The sequence below is a fragment of the Loigolactobacillus binensis genome (assembly GCF_005405165.1).
Taxonomy (GTDB): Bacteria; Bacillota; Bacilli; order Lactobacillales; family Lactobacillaceae; genus Loigolactobacillus; species Loigolactobacillus binensis.
This window is the reverse complement of record NZ_BJDN01000008.1, coordinates 1-18,142: the sequence shown is the minus strand read 5'-3', so window position 1 is coordinate 18,142 and position 18,142 is coordinate 1. Positions and strand designations below refer to the sequence as shown.

Genomic DNA, 18,142 nt, shown 5'->3' with positions numbered 1-18,142 from the left:
GGTAGCAAAATTTGTGTGGCCAATTAATTTAATGGCTGAACCATATTATACCAGACAACGTCACCATGTGTAGAAGCGGACTGGCCATGGTTGCGGAAACCATTAGCTTCATAAAATGGGATCAGACGCTTTTCGCAAGTTAACGTGACCGCTTGGCGCTGTTGTTGCTGTGCTTGGCTGGCCAAGGCCTTAAGCAACTGCTGTGCCACACCCTGGTGTTGCCAAGCAGGCGCAACGGCTAGGCCCAATATGCTTTGGTAACCGCCTTGGGTCGGATTAGCTTGGGTCGTGGTAAATAGGTCATCAGTTAAATAAAGTTGTGCGATCACTGGGCCGTTAACAAAACCGATGACTTGATCTTGCTTTGTGGCCACCAGAAAAGTATCACTAATATTGGCAATTCGATTTTTAAAAGCAGCTGGGGTGGCAGCTTTGGCCGGACTGAAACCAGCCTTTTCGATGGCGATCAAGGTGGATAAATCATTTGCTTGGACATGACGAATTTGCATGTAAATCAACCTCCTAAGTTGAATATGGTCAATGATCTTGCGGAACCGTATAGTTTATACTGGAAATTTCTGTTCATATTTTTTAAATAAGCTGCTGCTTTGTGTTCCGCATTAATCATTTTGCGGATTAAAATGAGCTTGTAAATGAATCGGGCTGATCGTTTGGTGGCGCGGCCAAAATAGTGGCAACTTATGTTTAACTAGCTGGCTGTTTGGTGTTGCGATAGCTTGAGGTAATTGAATGGCACTGATTCTGGCGTCTGCTGGTAATTGTTGATAGGTCTTTTTAGCAGTGGTCCCCGCCAGCGTGGTTAAACCCTGTTCGGCCGGCAACCATCCGGATTGATTTAACTCGAACCATGGCCGACCGGCGACTAATTTAACTGCTGTGATCGTTGTTGCGGTGTTGGCTGGTAAATAGTCGCTTATTTGTTGTGGTCGGCTAGGACTAGTAACTAAGGGATAGCTGACGCGCTTTGGCTTAAGGACAAATGTGCCGTTCAAATAAGGTGCCGCCAACAAAGCATCCGTGCCAAAGTTAAGGTAGTCTGTATTGACCCAGCGGTGCAGATCAAGGGCCGCATAAGTTTTATGCGTGCTAGAAACTAAGTCAGTTAAACGATAAGTCCGTTGTGCTTGCAGGACCGGTGCGGCATTAGTGGTCACATAAGGATTCATGACGCTGGTTACTTTGTGGGTTGCATCAATGGTGGCGTTGGTATCCGTTAAAGTGGTCAAAGTTGTTCCTTGTTTACCACGTTCATAAGTACTGGCCAGTTGGGTATAATTGGTGACGATGCCATCAATATTGGTCAAACTTAGATTAGCTAGTGCGCTGGCCTGTTCATCCATATCACTCCACACAAAAACTTTTTTACCTAGGCTGTGAAACTGTTGCAAAATGGTTGGCGTTAAAAGGGTCACGTCAAGATTAATACCAGTAACGTTCTGCAAAGTAGCAAAATCAATGTCTTGAAGGTCGCTAGCAATCAAATAGCGCGGTACCGTTGGCAATAATTGACTAAAACTTTCTACACTGGCCGCAGAAAAGGACTGGACCAACACGCGCTTTTCCATGTGATATTGTTTGACTAATGCGGCTACCTTGGCTTCCATATCAGTGGGCTTATTTTTTTTGCTTTTTTTTGTTTCCAGCATAAAGCGTGCGTTAGGCTGCTTTTGGTAGTAGGCAAATAACTCGGCTAGTGAATGAACTGGTTCACCATTACTTTGTTTGAATTGGTGCAGTTGGGCAAAATCAGTTTTACTGATGCTGATGTTTGCGCCACAAATACGTTTGAGGTTCGCGTCGTGAGCGATCACTAAGGTACCATCCTTACTTTCCCGCAGATCTAATTCCGCATAACTGGCACCATCCGTAAAGGCAGTATTAAAGCTTTGAAAAGTTTCTTCTGGTGCTTCCAGTGGATCGCCGCGATGGCCAACGACTGTGAAGCCACTTAAAAATAAAAAACAACTGAATATAAAAAGTAAACAAAGCGGTAATGTAAACCAATGAATTAAATTTTTCAATTGTCGAAAACCACATTCCTAAAAGATTAATATGACTAGTATAGCCGATTTGCAAATTGAATGTAAACTCAACTGACGATGGAAAAGTGCTGTCTTTCCCTGTGCTTTTCTAGTATACTATTTTCAGATTACTGCTCAAGTTGGAGCTTTGAAGGGAGGGCCGGCCAGGACAACAGTCAACATAAAAAGAAAGAAGGATATGGGATGTACTTAGTTGTCAATATTATCGGGATTTTTGTCTTCCTTGTAATTGCATTTGCGTTTTCTAAGAATCGACACAATATCAAGTGGCGTTCGATTATTTTGATGTTAGTTTTAAATTTAGTTTTAGCTTGGTTCTTTACTAGTTTTTCAGTTGGTACGGACATTGTCAAAGGCGCTGCCGAGGGCTTTAACTGGTTAGTTGCCGTGGCTTATCAGGGGATTGCCTTTGCCCTCTCCAGCTGGGTCCACGTTAAACAAATGGACTTTGTTACTAGTGCGTTATTACCTATTCTACTAATTGTGCCATTATTTGATATTTTAACTTATATTGGAATTTTACCTTTTATTATTAAATGGATCGGCCGCGGGTTAGCGGTGATCACAGGACAACCAAAATTTGAATCATTTTTTGCGGTTGAAATGATGTTTTTAGGTAATACGGAAGCCTTAGCCGTTTCTAGCTTACAATTGAAACAAATGAAGGCTGAACGTGATCTGACTTTGGCAATGATGTCAATGAGTTGCGTAACCGCCTCGATTCTGGGTTCTTATACACAAATGATGCCCGGGCAGTATATTTTGACTGCGGTGCCGATCAATATTATCAATGCCATTATCGTTACTAATTTATTAAATCCACTGACGGTCACACCAGAAGAAGATACAATTGCACGAATGACTGGAAGTAACGCAGCAGCTAATGAAACGGATGGTCCCGCTAAAAAAGAACCATTCTTCTCTTTCTTAGGTGACTCAATTCTAGGTGCTGGTCGCTTGATCTTGATCATTGCAGCAAACGTAATTGCCTTCGTTGCCTTAGCTGCCTTGATCGATAAGATTTTAATGTTGGTCAATCCATGGTTGACTTTAGAACATATTCTAGGCATCATTATGTTCCCATTTGCCTGGTTAACTGGTTTGAGTGTTGATGACGCCTTTAAGTTTGCCCAATTTATGGGAACAAAATTAGTGACCAATGAATTTGTTGTTATGGGTAAAGTGACTGGCTCCATCAATAATTATGCTCCTCATTTCAAGGCAATGTTGACCGTTTTCTTGACTTCATTTGCAAATTTCTCCACCGTGGGGATGATCATCGGGGCCTTCAAGGGCTTGGTTGATAAGGAGAAGAATGATTTGATCTCAGCCAATGTTGGCTACTTGCTACTTTCTGGGATCTTAGTTTCCTTACTTTCAGCTGGAATCGTTGGGGTCTTTGTTTGGTAATTGGGATAATCGTAATTGCAAGGTATTCTTAGATAGCCTTTCAATTTGAGCGTAAGAAAACCGATTACAGGTTAAGTTGATGCACTAGCGTATTTGAGTTAGTCCATGGTGGCTAACTCTTTTTTTGATAGGCCATTAAAACGCTTTCTTGGCAAATTGAAATAGCGGCGCGGCTATGCTATGCTTTTTGTGAGTACGAATAGCTTGGCAGTTAAAAATTGCCGTCTGTACCGAATTAAGCTTAATTAAGGTCGGGGGCAATGAAAGAGGGAATAAAAATGGCGCAAAAGAAAATGATCCTTGATCTTGATACTGGGATCGATGATTCGCTGGCAATTGCTTATGCATTAGCGAGTGAAGAAGTTGATTTGATCGGGATCACCAGTACTTACGGAAATGTGATTACGACACAAGCAGGCCAGAATAGTTTGCAAATTTTGGAATTACTTGGGCGAACTGATATTCCGGTTTATTTAGGGTTACCGCATTCGTCAACAACCGATCATTTTGATGTGATGCAGGTTAGTAAAGACATTCATGGTGTTAACGGAATCGGTGAAGTCATTTTACCACCTGCACAACGTGCCGTTGAAAGCACGACGGCCGTTGATTTTTTGATTGAATCTGCACACCAATACGGTGATGATCTGATCATTGTGCCAACTGGACCAATGACTAATCTGGCCGCAGCTTTGAAGAAAGCACCTGAGATCACGGCCTTGGTTGGCAATGTAACCTTTATGGGTGGGGCACTAACTGTTCCTGGAAACGTTACGGAAGTTGGCGAAGCCAATATTAATCAGGATCCAGCCGCTGCAGATCAGGTGTTGCGCAGTCAATTTGATTTGACAATGGTTGGCTTAGATGTCACTTTACGTACCCTATTGACTAAACAGGAAACGCAATTATGGCGTGATCTGGGAACCAAGGCCAGTGTGGCGTTTGCCAACATTGTTGACTATTATATCGACGCGTATGCGGCTTTAAATCCACAATTACATGGGTGTGCGCTGCATGATCCTTTAGCAGTTGGTGTGGCAATTGATCCTAGTTTAGTCCAAACTATCGGCTTAAACATGAAGGTTGAGACGGTAGCGCCATTTGCGGCCCGGACAGTGGGGGACGTTGAGCGGCTGAATCAGGCAACAACTAACGTTAATGTTGCAGTGAACGTTGATGTGCCTGGTTATTTGCACCGGTTTATGCATCGTTTGACGGCCTTATTCGCACAACAGTAAAGGGGAAAATTATGACACAAGATGAACTGAAAAAAATGGTCGGCGATTTAGCCGCAACTTATGTTGATGATGGCATGGTGGTCGGTTTAGGCACTGGCAGTACGGTTAAATTTATGGTCGATGCTCTTGGCCGCCGCGTTGCTGCCGAAGGTTTGAAGATCGTAGGGGTACCTACTTCTGATCGTACCGCTGAGCAAGGTCGGCAATTAGGTATTCCGATCAAGGCAGTTGATGAAGTTGATCATATTGATCTGACTATCGATGGAGCCGATCAAATTGATGCCAATTTCCAAGGAATCAAGGGTGGTGGCGCTGCACATTTATTCGAAAAAATTGTGGCCATTAATTCTAAACGCAACATGTGGATCGTAGATGAGTCAAAAATGGCGCCTAAACTGGGTAGTTTTCCTTTGCCATTAGAAGTTATTCCTTATGGCAGTCAACAGCTGTTTAAGCGCTTAGCCGCCGATAGTTTACAGCCGGCCTTTCGGGAAAAGGATGGCCAAAGGGTCTTAACTGATTCGAAAAATTACGTTATTGATCTTCATTTAGGCCAAATTGGCGATCCATTTCAGCTGGCCCGCTATTTGAATCAGCAAGTTGGGGTGGTGGAACACGGTTTATTTTTGAATGTGGTCAATACGGTGATCGTAGGTTATGCAGATGGTCCGAAAGTACTTAAAGCACCACAACGACCATGTTACCGCAGTCTCTAAACGTTTAGCTGAAAGGAGGACCAATAAAAATGGCAAAAAAGATTATTTTAGACTGTGATCCCGGCCATGATGATGCAATTGCATTGATGATGGCGGTTGCCTCACCCAAAATTGATTTATTAGCGGTCACCGCTTCCGCTGGTAACCAAACACCGCAGAAAACTTTGAATAACGTTTTACGAATGCTAACGCTATTAGGGCGGACTGATATTCCGGTAGCTGGTGGCAACCAAAAACCACTGTTACAGGAACTACAAGTTGCGGCTAGTGTTCATGGTGAAACAGGTTTAGACGGCACAACCTTACCAGAGCCGGGTTTTGCCCCCCAACCTATTCCGGCTGTTGAACTAATTGCTAAAACACTGCGCGCCAGTTCAACGCCAGTTACCTTAGTTGTTACCGGGCCAATGACCAATGCTGCCTTATTTTTATCTGTTCATCCTGAATTAAAGGTCAAAATTGATCAGATCGTCTTTATGGGTGGTGCGATGGGGCTAGGTAATTGGACCCCCCAAGTTGAATTCAATATGTTTGTTGATCCAGAGGCAGCTAAAATCGTGATCGACGCCGGAATTCCGTTGGTGATGGCTGGTTTAGATGTGACCCATAAAGCACAAATTTTAGCAGCAGATGTTGCGGCTTTTCGTGCGATTGCTAACCCAGTAGCTAAAGCCGTTGCTGAATTATTAGACTTTTATCATATCTACTATAAACAACCAAAATGGGGATTTAAGGGCACCCCGGTTCATGATCCGTGTACGCTTGCCTGGTTGATCGAACCAAGTTTATTTAGTAGTGTTAAACGTAACTTAGACATTGAAACGACAGGTGCATTGACTCGTGGTCAAACAATCGTCGACTATTATTCGCTAACTGGTAAGCCGGTCAATGCCGAAATTCTTTTAGACATTCAACGTGAACAATTTGTTGCCTTGCTAAAACAGTGCCTACATGCTTTTGATTAGTCAAAAGAAAAGGGATGCTTAAGATGCAATTAGTAGTAACTAATGAAACTGACTTACGTGAATTGATTGAAAAGGATGATCCGCAAACCGGTGGCGTATTGATCTTTGTGTTGATTCCTGTTGCTAAAACAGCTATAACTCAGGTTGGGTTTAATCATCCAATTAAAGCAACAACCGATAAATTGACACTAAAAGTTGAATATCAAGGGAAATATGTAACTGGATCATATATTTCAACAGTGACGGCTAAACAATTTACAGATTTAGAAAAAGGTCTACGTCAACTGCGTCAGTATAAGTTTGTACAAACTTTCAGGCTAACGGCGCCACTGGCCAGTGAAGCGGAAACGGTTTGGTTAACTGAACATTAAATTTGAATTTAATTAGAAAAATCACCTTTTAATTAAAAATAGACTAGACAAATTCACATCAAAATGTTATCTTCTAATTAACCATTTATTTATTTCCTCTAACACAATGTGTTAAAACCGGTTGATCGTTACTTGATTAATACGGGTAAAAACGTCTACACACACCCAGTAGGCGTTTTTATTTTAATCTAAATGAAAACAGTTTCAAAAATTCATTGACATTAGCAATTTAAACGGTTATATTCATGTTGTAAGGTATTTCATCATTACCTTTAAATCAATTCTCTTTCTCTCTTATGCCAACCACTGTTCCGCAGACAGTGGTTATTTTTGTGCAATCATATCTTAGGGTCCCGGATTAAAGATTTTTAAAAAGGTATTTAGGTCGTTTTGCAACGGGACTCTCAGTTTTTTTGTGCATTTTTTCATTGCCACAGGGCTTGGCAAACGAATCAAAACAATTTAGAATAGAGCATTGAATGCGAGGCGGAAGCGATGCAATTAGCGGCAGAATTACAGACAGTCCACTTAAAACTAAAGGCACTGAAGCAAGAAGATTTACCAACGTTGTTAACGCTTTGGTCTGACCCGCAAGTGACGCGGTTCATGAATATTACACCGATGAAGTCGATTGGTGAGGCTAAACAAATGGTTGATCTATTTGCACAGGCTTTTACCGGTGATAGTGCAGTTCGCTACGGAATTTGGTGGCGGCAACAATTGATCGGTACTTGTGGCTACAACGAAATTGATTGGGCATTGCGCCGTGCTGAGATCGGCTATGAATTACAGACAACGGCTTGGGGTCAAGGGCTAGGTACTGAATTGGTCCGTGCTCTAGTCGCGGATGCTTTTCAACATCTGAATTTACAGCGTATAGAGGCCTATGTGCTCCCGCAAAATATTGCTTCAGCACAAGTCTTACGGCATAATGGCTTTCAAAAGGAAGGCCGCCTGCGATGCTACGAGCAAACAGTTGCTGGCTTCAGCGACATTGATCTATATAGTTGTATTCGTGGCCTGGATATTAAGCTTCCGGAGTAAAATCAGGCAGAGAAATAATTAAAAATTAAACTAGAGGCGATCAAGATTGATCACAATTGATTTGATTCAAGAAATTACGCGTAATGATGGCACTACCTACTTGGATATTAGTAATATGATGATGAATGGTCGGGCGGAATTAGCGGCGATTCGAAAAATGATCAAACAAGTCCGCATCATTCAATTGAATATTCCACGTTCTACAGCAGTTGTTGCCTATGAACAATATTTAAATCAGCATTTTACTATGCCAGCTGAAAATTTTACAACTTGGGAAGAATGGCTACCAGAGGTCGGTACCCAAAGCGAGGCAGAATACCGCACGATTATTCGTGAAAATCATGTCGGCTAAATTAAATGGTTCTGTTTAGATTAAAGTTAACAAATAAAATTTCACAGAAATTACTGTGGCTGAATTGCATGGCGACGGCATTTTAATTCATAAAAATAACAACTTACTGATTTTTTACTAAAAAAAAGCTTTACAACAATGAGAGAAATATGGTATAAATTTATACGTTGAGTTATTAATTGTCCAGTAGTTCAGCGGTAGAATACCGGTCTGTTAAACCGTAGGTCGCTGGTTCGAACCCAGCCTGGACAGTTGCAGTGAATTGTGTTTTTATACAACTGTTTGTTTTTGAAATAGTGATTTAATCCTATTTTTAAAAAATCTCTTGCATTAATAATCAATTCATGGTATAAATATAGTTGTTGATCAGTTAATATTGTCCAGTAGTTCAGCGGTAGAATACCGGTCTGTTAAACCGTAGGTCGCTGGTTCGAACCCAGCCTGGACAGTCATGCATAGAAATCAAGGTTAAGGCAAAAGTCATTTTGCTTTAACCTTTTTTTATTCAATAACATGGTTATTTATTATCATTTAAAAGTATTATGACCAGCTTTTTTGCTTGATTAAGGTTATGCTAGAAGTAAAAGTATTAAAGGGTGAGTAGATGCAATATTTTACAGCAGACACACATTTTTTTCATGAACAATTATTAGGTCAAAATGATTTTGCACCACGATTATTTGCTACCGTTGAAGAAATGGATCAAGCGATCATTACGGCCTGGAATCAGCGGGTGGCTGAACGTGATACCGTTTATCATCTTGGTGATATCGCCATGCACCCCAGTAACTATCCTAGTAATCAGGAAGTGTTGGCTATTTTACAACAGTTAAATGGCCAGATCGTTTTCATCAAAGGTAATCATGACAATCGCGCATTATTTAAATTTTTAGCTAAAAATAATCCGCAATTAACTGGAAAACGGCCTAAATTCCTATTCCATGATGTTGGTGTCTTGATCAAGGCAAACCATTTTCAATTTTTCATGACCCACTATCCGTTGATGCTAGGGATCGTAAAACAAACAATCAATTTACATGGACATATTCACCATTCCAGTGTGCCTTTGGCGGAAAATATCAATGTAGGTGTGGATGCACCTGAGCTAGACTTACTAACCCACAAGTTACCATTTGGAACTCCTTTATCGGTTGCAGAAGTTTTTGAAATTTATCAGCGGAAACAAGCGTTATTAGCGCAGCAAAATAAAAATTAGTTTTTTATTAGTAATCACATTGATTTTTAATGTTCCCTCAATTATCATTAACTTAAATCAATTAGGTTTTGGGAGGGATCGGTATGACAGGACCAGCAAAATCATTAGTCAAATTTCAAGAAGCAATCGTAACGCGGGCATTGCCACAAAACCAGCAAGTTGTCGCCGATTTATTACGTTTGGCATTAGTTAAGTATCAGGCGGGAGAAATGACTTTGGCATATTTAGAATACAGTCTTTTTCCACAGTTATTACCATTACTGCAAGCGGACCAAGTCTTGGCCGTTAAACGTCTATTTCAACAATATGGGCAGACGGTCTAACTGACTTGACGCTAGCACTTTTTCACTCTAAGCTAACATTAGCCGATTAATTAGCGTAAAATAAAGGCTAAAGTTAGATAGTGATAAAGGAGCGGCAACGATGACGGAAAGCATTCATATTTTGCACACGAATGATTTACATTCACATTTGGAACATTGGCCGCGAATTCGGCGTTGGTTATTGGCAGAGCAGAAGCGGTGGCGTCAGGCCGGCGCCACCGTTGTGACTTTAGACATTGGCGATGCTATGGACCGAGTTCATCCCTTGACTGAGGCCACTGATGGTCAGGCCAACGTAGCTTTGTTCAATCAGATCGGTTATGATGCCGTAACGATTGGTAACAATGAAGGTATCAGCAATTCGCAGGATCAGTTGAATCATTTATATGATGATGCTAATTTTGATGTTGTTTTGGCTAATTTACATGATGTTAAAACCGGGCAACAACCTAAATGGGCGTTACGAACGAAAATTATTACGACGGCTGCGGGAACGCGGATCGCTTTATTTGGCTTAACGGCACCTTACTTATCGACTTATCGGCCAAATGGCTGGGAGCCTGAATTAGTGCAGCAAGTGTTGCCAGGTTTACTAGCCGAATTGGCTGGTAAAGCTGATGTTTTAGTGCTGTTATCGCATTTAGGCTTAGACGTGGATAAGTGGATGGCCAAAAATTATCCAGCATTAACGGTGATCATCGGTAGCCATACGCATCACTTATTGATTAACGGTTTGCTGATTGACCAGTCATTATTGGCGGCTGCTGGTCGTTATGGGCAATATATTGGTGATATCAGTCTAACGCTTGACGCGCAGCACCATGTGTTGACTAAACAGGCTCGAGTAGTTAAAACCAGTGAGTTACCGGTATTACCAGGTGATGCTGCGGAGATTGCTGGTTATCGCCGCCGGGGGCATCAATTGTTGAAAAAGCAGAAAATCACCACGTTGGCGCACACTTTAACGGCACAGCCAGTTGGTAATTCACCACAGATGCGTTTGGCATTAGCGGCGGTGGCGCAGGCTGCTCATACTGAGGTGGCATTTTTGAATACCGGTATTTTTTTGGCGCCCTTCAAACAAGGTGTGCTGACGGCTGATGATCTACACCAATCTTTGCCACACGGTATGCATTTATTACGAATCAAATTACATGGTTACGATGTTTGGCGACTAGTGCAGGAAATTGAAAAGGCGCGTTTGTTTTTACGGCATTTTGAATTGCATGGCTTAGGTTTTCGGGGGCGGATATTCGGTGATATGGTTTATCAGGGGCTAAGTTGGCATTCTGGCGATCGTACGGTGGATTGGTGTGGCCAGCCACTGGATCCAGAGCGTATTTATACCTTGGCCGCGGTGGATACGTATTTATATTTTCCATTTTTCCCGACGATCGAAATTGTTGGCGAAACAGAAGTTCTGTTCCCTGGTGTCCTGCGTAATGCCGTAGCTACTTATTTGAAAAACAATCAGCTAAAGTGAGGTGTAAAGATGACCGCAGATAAGAAGACGGATAAGCATACGACTAAGAAAGCAGCTGAGAAACCGGCAACGATTAATTTGGCAGCAGAGATCACGGCGGCAGTGCAAACCGATGAAGAAGCGCCGGCAATTGAGCGTGTGTTGATGGAGTCAGCAAATATGTTGACCATTGACGGCCACCCTTATGAACTAGTCGTTAATTATCACGATGGTTTTGATAAGGATAAATTAGCGGCTCGTTTCAGTGATATTTTAACCAAATATGATTATATTGTAGGTGACTGGGGGTATGAGCAATTACGGTTAAAGGGTTTTTACGCTGAAAACAATAAGCGGGCACATCGGGATCAATTGATTACGACATTGCAAGATTATTTGTATGAATACTGTAATTTTGGTTGTGCCTATTTTGTTTTACAGCGGATAGGGACTCCTAAACGTGAATCAAGTAATCCAGTGAAGCGGCGGCGGCCCCGGACACCACGGCGGCGCCCGCAGGCACATACTAGTGAACGGCATGATCGGGTCGAACCCATTAAAAAGAAAAGCACTCGTGCTGAAACGAATACAACAACACCACGGAAACGACATTTTACGATCAGAAATCAAAAGGTAGTGGCTAAAAAGACGACTTCAGTTACGCACAAACCGGCCCCTAATAAAACCAATAAGTAACGAAATAGCAAAGAAATGCACAAGCGTGTATCGTGAAGGGATTAAGTACTAGCATGCAGAAGAAATACAAGACTTATTTTATTGATTTAGACGGAACATTATATCGCGGCAAGGAAAAAATTCCGGCTGCAGCCCGGTTTATCGCGCGCTTACAAGCGGCTGGTTTGCCTTTTTTAGTACTGACAAATAATACCACGCAAACACCAGAAACCGTGGCGCGTAATTTGACTGCTAATTATGATATGTTGATCAAACCAGAAAATGTTTACACAGCTGGTTTGGCAACAGCGGATTATTTGAAACAGTTAGCTTTAGGTAAGAAAGTCTACGCGATCGGTGAGCTTGGTTTGAAGCAAGCTATTTTGAATCAAGGCTTTTCCTTTGACGACTACCGGCCTGACTATGTGGTGGTTGGTTTGGATTGGGATGTGACGTACCGTAAATTTGAAAAAGCGACCTTGGCGATTCAGCGGGGAGCCAAATTTATTGGGACCAATGCGGATACTAATTTGCCGAATGAACGTGGCTTGGTTCCTGGTGCCGGGTCCGTTATTGCATTAGTTGAACGTGCCACCCAGCAAAAAGCAACTTATGTCGGCAAACCAGAGCCAATTATGCTAAACGCAGCACTGGCGCATTTTGGTTTGGATAAATCTGAGGCCATCATGGTTGGTGATAATTATAATACCGATATTATGGCCGGCATCAATACTGGTGTTGACACCTTGTTAGTCTACACTGGCTATTCTAAACCTGCGGATATTGCTAAGGTTGCGGTGAAGCCAACTTACGAAATAACGAGCTTAGATCAATGGAAAGTTTAGCTATTTATCGGTTCAAACGGGGGCTGTGGTGGAGCTGTTTATTTTTGTGTTTGCTGAGTTGGGTGATTTTATTGACCTTTTGTTCAACTTGGTTGTACCGACTAGATGTTCACGCGTTAAAGATCTTAAAAGATGTGCCGATGACGGTTCCCCGGCTAATGCATAATTACCATCAAATGATCAGCTACGTTTTATTTCCGTGGGTCCAGCATTTACAAATGAGTGATTTTCCTAGTTCATACGCAGGTGCGCAGCATTTTGCTGATGTGAAGCAGTTGGTTTTAGTCAATAATTTAGTTTTGTTAGTGACGACACCCTTAAGTATTTATTTCTTGCGGCAGTTGCGACGGCAAAAGCTATTGTGGCAATTACAACGTCCCGTCACGGTAATGGCGGCGATTCCCTTTGGGCTGTTGCTATTATTGTTAGCTAATTTTCAAACCTTTTTCACTGACTTTCATCAAATACTTTTCCGTAATCAGGATTGGTTATTTGATCCGGCCACTGATCCGATCATCATTGTGCTTCCAGAAACTTTTTTCATGCACTGTTTTATTTTAGCCATTTTTTTATTTGAAGGTTGTCTTTTGGTCGCCTGGTTGATCGGTCGCCATGCTTTGAATCAAATCAAATAAGCGTTACGTCTGGCAGTTATTGCCGTGCGTAGCGCTATTTTTTTATTTCGACGATATCAATGTTCGCCGTGAGTTGGGCCGGGTTGCAATTGCTAGGCAATGGGGACTAGATTTTTAACTTAATAAAAAATGAAGTTAGTCAGCGTTAGTGGTTTTATTATTGTAGGTCAATGAGAATGTGCTCAGTGGGTAAATAAAAAGCCGTGCTGCTAAGCACGGTTTGAGGATTACAACGAATTGGGTTTGTGATTAAGCCGACCGCGAAGATAAGTCAGGGCTAATGGAAGCAGTGAAATACCGATGATGCCTAACACGACTAAAGAAAAATTAGCTTGTACGACAGGAATGTTACCGAAAAAATAACCGGCAGTGCAACATAACAGCACCCATAGCAGACCGCCGAGAACGTTGTAATGAATAAATTTACGATAATTCATGTGGCTGCCACCAGAAATAAATGGTGCAAAGGTGCGAATAAAAGGCATAAACCGCGCGAGTGCAATCGTTTTGCCACCATGTTTATTGAAAAATGCTTCGGCCTTATTCAATTTTTTTTGATCAAGGAAACGGCCCAAAAAAGAGTTATTGCTGGCGACTAAACCGACCCGCTTACCAATTTCATAATTTAAGCTGTCGCCGATCACTGCTGCGGCAAAGAATACTACTAACAATAGCCAAATATTTAGGTTAAAAGCCTGATTGGCCGCTAAAGCGCTGGCCGCAAATAGTAATGAATCACCAGGTAAAAATGGCAGGATCACCACTCCGGTTTCCACAAAAATCATTAAAAAAAGTAACCAATAAGTCGAGTGACCAAATTGGTTGACGATCATTACTAAGTGTTCGTCGATGTGTAAGATAAAATCAATTAATTGGGGCATAGTCGTCTCCTTTAAAGTTAATTGGTTTAAGTCTAGTCAGTATACCGAAAAAAGACGGGTAAGCAAAGCAAATTCTAAAAAATCAGCCTAAAGCCGCAGATCCAGTTTTAGGCTGATTTTAATTAATTAGTGCTAACGCATTTAAGAATACTGAGTTGTAACACAATATAAGGTTAATAGCTATCTTCTTCTGGATGCGCATGAGCAAGACGGCTTGCGGCCGCTGCAGCAACTGCGCCCACTAGATCATCGAGAAAGGTATGGATGATTCCGGGTTCATGAGCATTTAATTTAGCTAAAATACCTGGTTTGATCTTATCAATATAGCCGTAATTAGTTGAACCGATCGAGCCGTAAACGTTGACGATACTCAAAGCCATGACTTCATCAATCCCATAAAGTCCTTCATCAGACTCGATAATTTCCTGTAGTGGCGACATTAATTGCTTTTGTTCTGCTAATAGATCTAATTGAATACCCGTAATAATTGCATTCTGAATTTCACGTTTACGTAAAACGACTTGCACGCTTTCGCGACATTCGGCTAATGTTAAATGGTCAATATAATCTTTTTGCAAAAACATGACTAAGTCGGCGATCGCATCTAAGCTTACCCCGCGCTGTGTCAATAATTTTAGGGTTGTTTTGTATAATTCAGTTTGATTAGGGGTCATATCAATGCTCCAATTGGGTGCTGTGTAATGGTTGCCGGCGTTCTGGGTATAAATTAAGGGCGATGGCGTTGACCGCGGTTGGGGCTTCGCCAAAACCAGCAGCGATCAATTTAACTTTGCCAGGATAGGTGATGCAATCCCCAAGGCCATAAATTCCCGGGATGCTGGTTTCCATGTTGGTGTCGACCTTTAGCAGACGATGTTCCAGCGGCAAACCCCATTGGCGTAAAGCACGGCTATCTGCAGTGAAACCGTAGTTGACTAATAAAGCATCGACATCAAGTTGAACGTGCTGATCACCTTTAACTTGTTTCAAATCTAAAGTTAGATCAGCAGCACTATCAGTTACACCATCGATCAAATAAGGCGTCATTAACTCGATACGACTTTGCTGTAATCGTTGCACACTTGATTCCAGGCCCCGAAATTGATCACGCCGGTGGATCAAGTAAACTTTTTTAGCAACGTTTTCAAGTGTCAAAGCCCAATCAATCGCCGAGTCACCACCGCCAGCGATTGCTACTGTTTTGCCCGCAAAGGCGGCCACATTTTTAACAAAATAGAAAATACGCTGATTTTCCAATGCTTGATCGTAGTCGATGGCCAACTTACGTGGGGCAAAAGAGCCACCACCGATGGCGACAACGATACTACGCGTTTTATATTGGCCTTTAGAAGTAGTTAAAGTGAAAATATCAGCATCTTTAGCGATGGTAGTAACTTCTTCATTGGTAGCGATCGTAGGTGCGAAATCAGGAAAAATCGTCATTTGTTTGTGTAAGGCAGTGATCAACTCGGCGCCTTTGATTTCTGCGAAACCGGCGATATCCCGGATAATTTTTTCTGGATAAAGCGTACTGACTTGGCCGCCAAGCTCAGGTAAACTTTCTACCACCAAAGTATCCAGCTGACGCATACCCGCATAAAAAGCGGTAAACATGCCGATGGGGCCCCCACCGATCACAGTAATATCATAAATATGTTCAGATTCAGACAAGTTCTGTCTCCCCCTTAGATAGTAATCATGTTAATAAATGCTACTCTAGCACAAAGTTATAGTGGAGAACAAGCGTGATCGCGAATTTAGCCAGAAGCCATGGCAACTTCATGTTATAATAGGAACGATAAAATTAAAAACACCTGTAGACTGCCGGTAAAGGGGCATTCTAAACAGGGTGGAGGTTAAAAAATGAGTTATCCGCAATTAGCTTTAAATGACGTGACCGGCCCTAAAGCAACCATCAAAACTAACTTAGGTGAGATCGTGGTTCAATTATTTCCCGAACAGGCACCTAAAACGGTAGAGAATTTTGTTGCTTTGGCCAAGAAAGATTATTATAACGGCGTCACTTTTCACCGGGTGATTCCTGATTTCATGATCCAAGGCGGCGATCCAACTGGCATTGGTGCTGGTGGGGAAAGCAGCTTTGGGGGTCCTTTTGCTGACGAGTTTTCAGCTGAAGTCTTTAATTTGGATGGTGCTTTGTCAATGGCTAACGCTGGTCCTAATACAAATGGCAGCCAGTTCTTCATTGTCACCAATAAAGAAGTACCGGCGAATATGATGCAGCAAATGCAAGGTGCTGGGTATCCAGAAGAAATCATTACTGCTTATGAAAAAGGCGGGACTCCCTGGTTAGACCACCGGCATACTGTTTTTGGTCAGGTTCTATCCGGTTTAGATATTGTTGAAAAAATTAGCCAGGTCAAACGGGATATGCAAGATAAACCGCTGACTGATGTTGTCATGGAGTCAGTGACAATTGCTGACTAATTGATTAGTGTATAATAAATTTAAATGGTGTAGTTGTTGCCGTAGTGTTGGCAATGATTGCACTTTTTTTATTGGGCCAACTTGCAGGGGACCCAATGCTTGGCTATAATGTCAAGTTAGATTATTGCATTAAATATAGAAAGGAGGATTCAACTTTGACTTATCATATTGGCGATGTGCTCAAAGGAACTGTCACTGGTATTCAACCTTATGGTGCTTTCATCGCTTTAGATGAAACAACACAGGGATTGATTCATATTTCAGAATGTCAGCACGGTTACGTTAAAGATATTCACCAAATTTTACATGTTGGTCAGCAAATTCAAGTTCAAGTATTGGACATTGATGAATTCTCAAAAAAAATCAGTTTATCACGGCGAACGTTGACGCCGTTATCAACTGATAATGAGCATTTTCGACGAAAGTATTATTGGACTAGCCGTGATGAACATACTGGATTTAAGCCGATTGCGGAACGGTTACCAGAATGGATCACCACTGCGCTTGATGAATTAGTTAAAGAATAGGTAATATTGGTGTAGGTAGAAAGGGAGTTATCATGAAACAAATTGCGGGAACAATCATGCTGATCGATACCCAAGATGAACCAAAATTTTTAGTGACTAAAACGGCGGCGCGCTATCGCTTATTTCTAACGGAGCAAACTGCTGGTCAAACACCGCTGGCCACGATTTTAACGGCCTTCAAGGACCAGCTTGGAGTAGACGTGACTAGTTTGCGTTTAGGTGAACTTAGTAATGTTGTGATCCGTGGCCAAGACGTTTCACTTTTCGTGTTTGAGTGGGGCAAATTGACGCCAAAGCAATTAGCCGTTGAAACGGCAGCGTTGCAAAAGCAAGGCTATACTTTTGAGTATCCACAAACACTACAAGGTATGTTAGCGCAAATTGATATGAGCGGGGTACCACGTTTCAATTAGGTTAAATCTTAAACCACTGATCGGCTGGAGCAGATAATAAATTAGTATATTTATACCAATTTAAAATAAGTTTTTCCTTGACGCTGCGGCGAAATCTTGATATAGTATTTGTTGTTGTCAGTTACCGTCCTTGGCGCTGATGAAAAGTTTTAAAACTTTTTGTTGACAAGCATTGCGGCACCTGATAAACTAATAAAGTTGTCATTTGTTGCGTTATTCATTCCTGACTGCATGTTTATACAAGCAGGAAGCTTGATACAGCAAGATGTAGCTTGATTTGCTTTTAACCGATTGAATATTTATTCAAAAAGTTCTTGACAAGTTTTGTTAGTCATGGTAAACTAATTAAGTTGCGTTAAGCAACTCGGTAGACCTTTGAAAACTGAACAAATTTTCGACAAATCAAATGTGTAGGGTCTTTATTTTTGATCAGTCTTCTGACCGGTTTTAGGTAAAGCAAAACATTTGCGAAGTCAATTCAATTTGAATTATAACTCGCTAGCAACAAAATCAATTGAGCAATCAATTTTCATCTTATATGAGAGTTTGATCCTGGCT

General features: G+C 41.7%; 21 protein-coding genes and 2 tRNA genes. 18 read left to right on the top strand and 5 right to left on the bottom strand.

Going from position 1 to position 18,142, the window contains the following annotated elements; translation table 11 throughout:
• Nucleotides 1-23: 23 nt before the first annotated feature.
• The gene (locus FFM78_RS05340) at nucleotides 24-509 is read right to left on the bottom strand and encodes a GNAT family N-acetyltransferase (RefSeq protein ID WP_137637410.1); all 486 of its coding nucleotides are present in this window, start codon (nucleotides 507-509) and stop codon (nucleotides 24-26) included.
• Between the two features lie 111 nt (nucleotides 510-620).
• On the bottom strand, nucleotides 621-2,042 hold the full coding sequence (locus FFM78_RS05335) for a glycerophosphodiester phosphodiesterase (protein WP_137637409.1): 1,422 nt from the start codon (nucleotides 2,040-2,042) through the stop codon (nucleotides 621-623).
• Between the two features lie 204 nt (nucleotides 2,043-2,246).
• On the opposite strand from FFM78_RS05335, the gene FFM78_RS05330 reads away from it, so the two are divergent.
• The 15 genes from FFM78_RS05330 to FFM78_RS05260 all read left to right on the top strand — a co-directional run bounded on the left by FFM78_RS05330 (nucleotide 2,247) and on the right by FFM78_RS05260 (nucleotide 13,315).
• A complete protein-coding gene (locus tag FFM78_RS05330; RefSeq protein WP_137637408.1) occupies nucleotides 2,247-3,473 on the top strand; it encodes a NupC/NupG family nucleoside CNT transporter in 1,227 nt (408 codons plus the stop codon).
• A gap of 278 nt (nucleotides 3,474-3,751) precedes the next feature.
• Nucleotides 3,752-4,711, top strand: a complete 960-nt coding sequence (locus FFM78_RS05325) for a nucleoside hydrolase (protein WP_137637407.1) — start codon at nucleotides 3,752-3,754, stop codon at nucleotides 4,709-4,711.
• 11 nt (nucleotides 4,712-4,722) lie between these two features.
• Nucleotides 4,723-5,427, top strand: coding sequence for a ribose-5-phosphate isomerase RpiA (rpiA, locus tag FFM78_RS05320; RefSeq protein ID WP_137637406.1), 705 nt, complete (start codon nucleotides 4,723-4,725; stop codon nucleotides 5,425-5,427).
• Between the two features lie 29 nt (nucleotides 5,428-5,456).
• Nucleotides 5,457-6,392 carry a pyrimidine-specific ribonucleoside hydrolase RihA gene (rihA, locus tag FFM78_RS05315; protein WP_137637405.1) on the top strand — a complete coding sequence of 312 codons (936 nt, stop codon included), beginning with the start codon at nucleotides 5,457-5,459 and terminating at the stop codon, nucleotides 6,390-6,392.
• 23 nt (nucleotides 6,393-6,415) lie between these two features.
• Nucleotides 6,416-6,763, top strand: coding sequence for a hypothetical protein (locus FFM78_RS05310; protein WP_137637404.1), 348 nt, complete (start codon nucleotides 6,416-6,418; stop codon nucleotides 6,761-6,763).
• Between the two features lie 495 nt (nucleotides 6,764-7,258).
• The gene (locus tag FFM78_RS05305; RefSeq protein ID WP_137637403.1) at nucleotides 7,259-7,807 is read left to right on the top strand and encodes a GNAT family N-acetyltransferase; all 549 of its coding nucleotides are present in this window, start codon (nucleotides 7,259-7,261) and stop codon (nucleotides 7,805-7,807) included.
• A gap of 46 nt (nucleotides 7,808-7,853) precedes the next feature.
• Nucleotides 7,854-8,159: a hypothetical protein gene (locus FFM78_RS05300; RefSeq protein ID WP_137637402.1), complete on the top strand. Its 306-nt coding sequence runs from the start codon at nucleotides 7,854-7,856 to the stop codon at nucleotides 8,157-8,159.
• 180 nt (nucleotides 8,160-8,339) lie between these two features.
• Nucleotides 8,340-8,411: transfer RNA gene (locus tag FFM78_RS05295), tRNA-Asn, on the top strand.
• Between the two features lie 125 nt (nucleotides 8,412-8,536).
• A tRNA-Asn gene (locus FFM78_RS05290) sits at nucleotides 8,537-8,608 on the top strand.
• Between the two features lie 155 nt (nucleotides 8,609-8,763).
• Nucleotides 8,764-9,375 carry a metallophosphoesterase gene (locus FFM78_RS05285; RefSeq protein ID WP_137637401.1) on the top strand — a complete coding sequence of 204 codons (612 nt, stop codon included), beginning with the start codon at nucleotides 8,764-8,766 and terminating at the stop codon, nucleotides 9,373-9,375.
• Nucleotides 9,376-9,458: 83 nt separating this feature from the next.
• A complete protein-coding gene (locus FFM78_RS05280) occupies nucleotides 9,459-9,698 on the top strand; it encodes a hypothetical protein (RefSeq protein ID WP_137637400.1) in 240 nt (79 codons plus the stop codon).
• 100 nt (nucleotides 9,699-9,798) lie between these two features.
• Entirely contained in the window at nucleotides 9,799-11,181 is a 1,383-nt protein-coding gene (locus FFM78_RS05275; RefSeq protein WP_137637399.1) for a bifunctional metallophosphatase/5'-nucleotidase, read from the top strand.
• A gap of 9 nt (nucleotides 11,182-11,190) precedes the next feature.
• A complete protein-coding gene (locus tag FFM78_RS05270) occupies nucleotides 11,191-11,856 on the top strand; it encodes a YutD family protein (RefSeq protein WP_137637398.1) in 666 nt (221 codons plus the stop codon).
• 53 nt (nucleotides 11,857-11,909) lie between these two features.
• Complete coding sequence (locus FFM78_RS05265; protein ID WP_137637397.1) at nucleotides 11,910-12,680, top strand: TIGR01457 family HAD-type hydrolase; 771 nt, start codon at nucleotides 11,910-11,912, stop codon at nucleotides 12,678-12,680.
• Entirely contained in the window at nucleotides 12,668-13,315 is a 648-nt protein-coding gene (locus FFM78_RS05260) for a TIGR01906 family membrane protein (RefSeq protein ID WP_137637396.1), read from the top strand. Before FFM78_RS05265 ends, FFM78_RS05260 begins: the two co-directional genes overlap by 13 nt.
• Nucleotides 13,316-13,542: 227 nt before the next feature.
• Here the strand turns inward: FFM78_RS05260 and FFM78_RS05255 are convergent, their stop codons facing one another.
• The 3 genes from FFM78_RS05255 to FFM78_RS05245 all read right to left on the bottom strand — a co-directional run bounded on the left by FFM78_RS05255 (nucleotide 13,543) and on the right by FFM78_RS05245 (nucleotide 15,867).
• Complete coding sequence (locus tag FFM78_RS05255) at nucleotides 13,543-14,196, bottom strand: VTT domain-containing protein (RefSeq protein WP_137637395.1); 654 nt, start codon at nucleotides 14,194-14,196, stop codon at nucleotides 13,543-13,545.
• A gap of 173 nt (nucleotides 14,197-14,369) precedes the next feature.
• A complete protein-coding gene (locus FFM78_RS05250) occupies nucleotides 14,370-14,870 on the bottom strand; it encodes a phosphatidylglycerophosphatase A family protein (RefSeq protein WP_137637394.1) in 501 nt (166 codons plus the stop codon).
• A gap of 1 nt (nucleotide 14,871) precedes the next feature.
• Nucleotides 14,872-15,867: an NAD(P)/FAD-dependent oxidoreductase gene (locus FFM78_RS05245; protein WP_137637393.1), complete on the bottom strand. Its 996-nt coding sequence runs from the start codon at nucleotides 15,865-15,867 to the stop codon at nucleotides 14,872-14,874.
• Nucleotides 15,868-16,059: 192 nt separating this feature from the next.
• Between FFM78_RS05245 and FFM78_RS05240 the strand changes: the two genes are divergently transcribed.
• The 3 genes from FFM78_RS05240 to FFM78_RS05230 all read left to right on the top strand — a co-directional run bounded on the left by FFM78_RS05240 (nucleotide 16,060) and on the right by FFM78_RS05230 (nucleotide 17,584).
• Nucleotides 16,060-16,644 carry a peptidylprolyl isomerase gene (locus FFM78_RS05240; protein ID WP_137637392.1) on the top strand — a complete coding sequence of 195 codons (585 nt, stop codon included), beginning with the start codon at nucleotides 16,060-16,062 and terminating at the stop codon, nucleotides 16,642-16,644.
• A gap of 155 nt (nucleotides 16,645-16,799) precedes the next feature.
• Nucleotides 16,800-17,171: a CvfD/Ygs/GSP13 family RNA-binding post-transcriptional regulator gene (locus FFM78_RS05235; RefSeq protein WP_137637391.1), complete on the top strand. Its 372-nt coding sequence runs from the start codon at nucleotides 16,800-16,802 to the stop codon at nucleotides 17,169-17,171.
• A 32-nt stretch (nucleotides 17,172-17,203) separates the two neighbouring features.
• On the top strand, nucleotides 17,204-17,584 hold the full coding sequence (locus FFM78_RS05230) for a hypothetical protein (RefSeq protein WP_137637390.1): 381 nt from the start codon (nucleotides 17,204-17,206) through the stop codon (nucleotides 17,582-17,584).
• Nucleotides 17,585-18,142: the final 558 nt, after the last annotated feature.